Source organism: Acidovorax sp. KNOB132, from assembly GCF_057541515.1.
Genome location: NZ_BAAJYT010000352.1, coordinates 1 through 3,047 on the forward strand (window position 1 = coordinate 1; position 3,047 = coordinate 3,047).

Genomic DNA, 3,047 nt, shown 5'->3' on the forward strand with positions numbered 1-3,047 from the left:
ACGTCGGCATACCAGGCGCAGTTCAGGCCCAGCGATTCGTCCTGCACCAAGTCGCGGGTGCTCATGTCCATGCGGGTCGAGTGCACGCCCAGCAGCTGCCACGGTAGCGGCGCCGGCCCGGCGCCCACGCGCCGGCGCAGCACCGGGGCGCCGCTGCTGCCGCGGTGGGTGCGGGCATCGGTCAGGAAATAGCCCTGCTGCTGGAACCGCACCCCGTAGGCGGAGGCCACCGAGGCCGCGCGCACCACGGGCAGGCGGTGCACCGTGTCGTGAAACCCCAGCGGGAACCCGATCACGACCAGCGCATCGCCGACCTGGGGCGGATCGCCCACGGCCTGCAGGTGGCTGGCGTCGAACGCCTCGAAGACGCAGCCCTCGGGCAGGCGGGCGGTGTCGATCTCGATCGCGGCCACGTCCACCTCGCCCCCGCTGTCCACCGCCTGGCGCCACAGGCCCAGGCCGTCGCGGTACAGCGGCAGCGAGAACACGGCGACGCGCGTGAGGTCCTGCGGATGCAGGTGCAGGTCGATTTCAATGCGGTCCGGAAAATGGGCGCTGGGCGCGTCGGCCAACACGTGCCGGCTCGTCACCAGGAAAAGCCGCCCGTCGCGCCGGAAGAAGAAGCCGCTCGCGCCCGTCAGCGAGCGCGGTCCGTCGAACGTGCTGATGCGCGTGCTGGTGAGCAGCACGGATTCGGTGGCCGGGGCCTGGGACTGCGCCACGGGTCCGGACTCGGACTCGGCCAGCGGTGCCGGCGTGCCAGGCAGCGCGGCGATCACGCCGTGCATTCGGGCGGCGTCGCGCTCGAAGGTGGACAGCACATGGTCGGAGATGGGGGCGTGGAGCATCACGGTCCGGGCCGCTTCGACGTGCGCGTCGAACGACCGCGCCAGGGTGCCGTGCGCCCCGGACGGCAGGGCATCGAGCAGGGCCGGCAGCAGCGCGTCGATGGCGATGAGACTGCCCTTGAGTTCGCAGATGCGCTCGGTGACGTCTTGCAGGTTTTTCATGGGGATGCGCCTTCCAAAAAAAGAAAACGCGGCCAGGGCCGCGTTTCGGGAGAGGTGCGGCCGGGGCGGACACCGCCCGGGCCTGGCGCCTTATTCGACGGCGCGGATGTTGGACGCCTGCGGTCCCTTTTCGCCTTGCGTCACTTCGAACTGCACGCGCTGGCTTTCCGCCAGGGTCTTGAAGCCGCTGCCACCCTGGATTTCGCGGAAGTGGGCAAACAGGTCCTTGCTGCCGTCATCGGGGGCGATGAAGCCGAAGCCCTTGCCATCGTTGAACCATTTCACGGTGCCGGTTTGTGTCGTCATATCGATTCCTTTTCAAGTTGCCGCGGCGCGAACGTGCCTGCGGCGCAGAGACGCCAAGAAAATCATCGATGGGATATTCGACAACATCCGCCGGCAGGGCGCCGGCGGGCAACTGGGGAGCGACCTAGGGAGTGACGGTCTTGCACATGTCTACGCGGCCCATGGTACACCCGTTCCCGCAACCGCCGTGGCGTATCGCCCCGCTCACGGCAAAAGCCGCTCGTACTCGCGCTGCACGAGCCGGTGGCATTCGCAGCTGCGGCGCAGCAGTCCATCGATGTCCAGCACGGTGATGCGGCCACGGCGGTAGCGGATCAATCCGGCCTGCTGCAGGTGCCCCGCCGCTTCCGTCACCCCCTCGCGGCGAACGCCCAGCATGTGGGCGATGAGCTCCTGGGTCACCACCACGTCCGGGCCCTCCAGGCGATCGAGGCTGGTCAGCAGCCAACAGCAAAGTTGCTGGTCCAGCGAGTGGTGGCGATTGCACACGGCCGTCTGCGCGATCTGCGCCAGGAGCGCCTGTGCGTAGCGCAGCAACTGCCGCTGCCACGCGGCGGACTGCTGCAGCACGTCCAGCAGCGCATGGGCCGGCACGCGCCAGCCGCGGCCTGCGCACTGCACCACGGCGCGGTGGGGCATCGATTCGCCGCCCAGCACGATGCACGCGCCGACCATGCCCTCGAAGCCGACCACGGCGACCCCCGCGCAGCCGCCGTCTTCCAGGCGATGCAGCAGCGAGACGATGGCGGTGGTGGGAAACACCGCATGGCCCACGCGCTCGCCCGGCTCGCCGAGCACTTGGCCCACGCCGAGGCTCACGGATTCGAGGTCGGGTTGCAGGCGCTGCCACTCGGTGTCGCCCAGGGCGGCGAGCAGGCGGTTGCGCCGGGGTTCTTCACGGTGGGGCATCGCATTCTCCAGAAAGCCGGATGCATCAGCGATGGAACAGCCACCGGCAACGATTCGCCCGGTTCAGTATAGGGCGCGGCCCGGGCCCGGCCTGTGTGTGCCAGCGCACAGACAGGCAGGCGGGCCGGCGATAGCCTCGCAGGCCAAGCGGTGCCAAGTCTTTCGCCGCCCTCTTTGGCTTTCCTTGCGCGCTCCACCCCATGCCCGCGCCGGTGCACCCACCGCCCGGCGGCATGCGATCACCCCCCCCACCTTTTCGGAGTTCCCCATGTCACAGCCTCCCTTTTTCCACGAAGCCTCGGGAACGGTGCGCTTCTGGGTCGAGGTCCAGTCGCAATGGATCGGCGCCAGCGTCGGCAAGGATGCCCTGCACTACCGCTACAGCCCCGGCAGCGCGGACGAGGACCCGATGGACACCTACCGCAGCCACGCCCCCGAGATCGAGGCCGCGGCGCGCCGCCGCGTGGACCAGGGCGCCATCGAGCCCGTGATGCTGCGCGAGTTCGACCTGCGCGCGCCCTAGAGCGGCCGGCCGCGCACGCGCGCCCTCCTTCGCCCCGCCTTCCGTTGCCCGATCCGCCGTTCAGTCGCCTGGGCGCACCACCGCCCACAGCCCACCGAAAGGCACCATGACCCCCTTGCTCCAACGCCTCCTGTTTCGCGGCAGCGATGCCTCGCTGTGGTCCGGCTCGGCGCCGGTGCGCGGCGAACTGTTCGGGCTGGAGCGCCTGGAGCAGCACGCCCAGAGCCTGGCCGCCGCGCAAGCCGTCAGCGCCAGGCCTCCGGCCGTCGCCCCGCTGCGCCGGCGCCTGGACGACAACG

General features: G+C 70.0%; 5 protein-coding genes. 2 read left to right on the forward strand and 3 right to left on the reverse strand.

Annotated features, from left to right (window positions below):
* The 3 genes from AC27IO_RS22305 to AC27IO_RS22315 all read right to left on the reverse strand — a co-directional run.
* The coding region (locus tag AC27IO_RS22305) for a trypsin-like peptidase domain-containing protein (protein WP_498740819.1) at positions 1–1,010 on the reverse strand (1,010 nt) is incomplete at its 3' end.
* 90 nt (positions 1,011–1,100) lie between these two features.
* On the reverse strand, positions 1,101–1,316 hold the full coding sequence (gene cspE / locus AC27IO_RS22310) for a transcription antiterminator/RNA stability regulator CspE (RefSeq protein ID WP_272552015.1): 216 nt from the start codon (positions 1,314–1,316) through the stop codon (positions 1,101–1,103).
* A gap of 204 nt (positions 1,317–1,520) precedes the next feature.
* Complete coding sequence (locus AC27IO_RS22315) at positions 1,521–2,225, reverse strand: Crp/Fnr family transcriptional regulator (RefSeq protein ID WP_284431427.1); 705 nt, start codon at positions 2,223–2,225, stop codon at positions 1,521–1,523.
* Between the two features lie 268 nt (positions 2,226–2,493).
* On the opposite strand from AC27IO_RS22315, the gene AC27IO_RS22320 reads away from it, so the two are divergent.
* Together AC27IO_RS22320 and AC27IO_RS22325 are read left to right on the forward strand one after the other, a co-directional pair.
* Positions 2,494–2,748 carry a DUF1488 family protein gene (locus AC27IO_RS22320; RefSeq protein ID WP_284431426.1) on the forward strand — a complete coding sequence of 85 codons (255 nt, stop codon included), beginning with the start codon at positions 2,494–2,496 and terminating at the stop codon, positions 2,746–2,748.
* Positions 2,749–2,863: 115 nt separating this feature from the next.
* A partial coding sequence (locus AC27IO_RS22325; RefSeq protein WP_498740821.1) for a hypothetical protein occupies positions 2,864–3,047 on the forward strand: 184 nt, incomplete at its 3' end.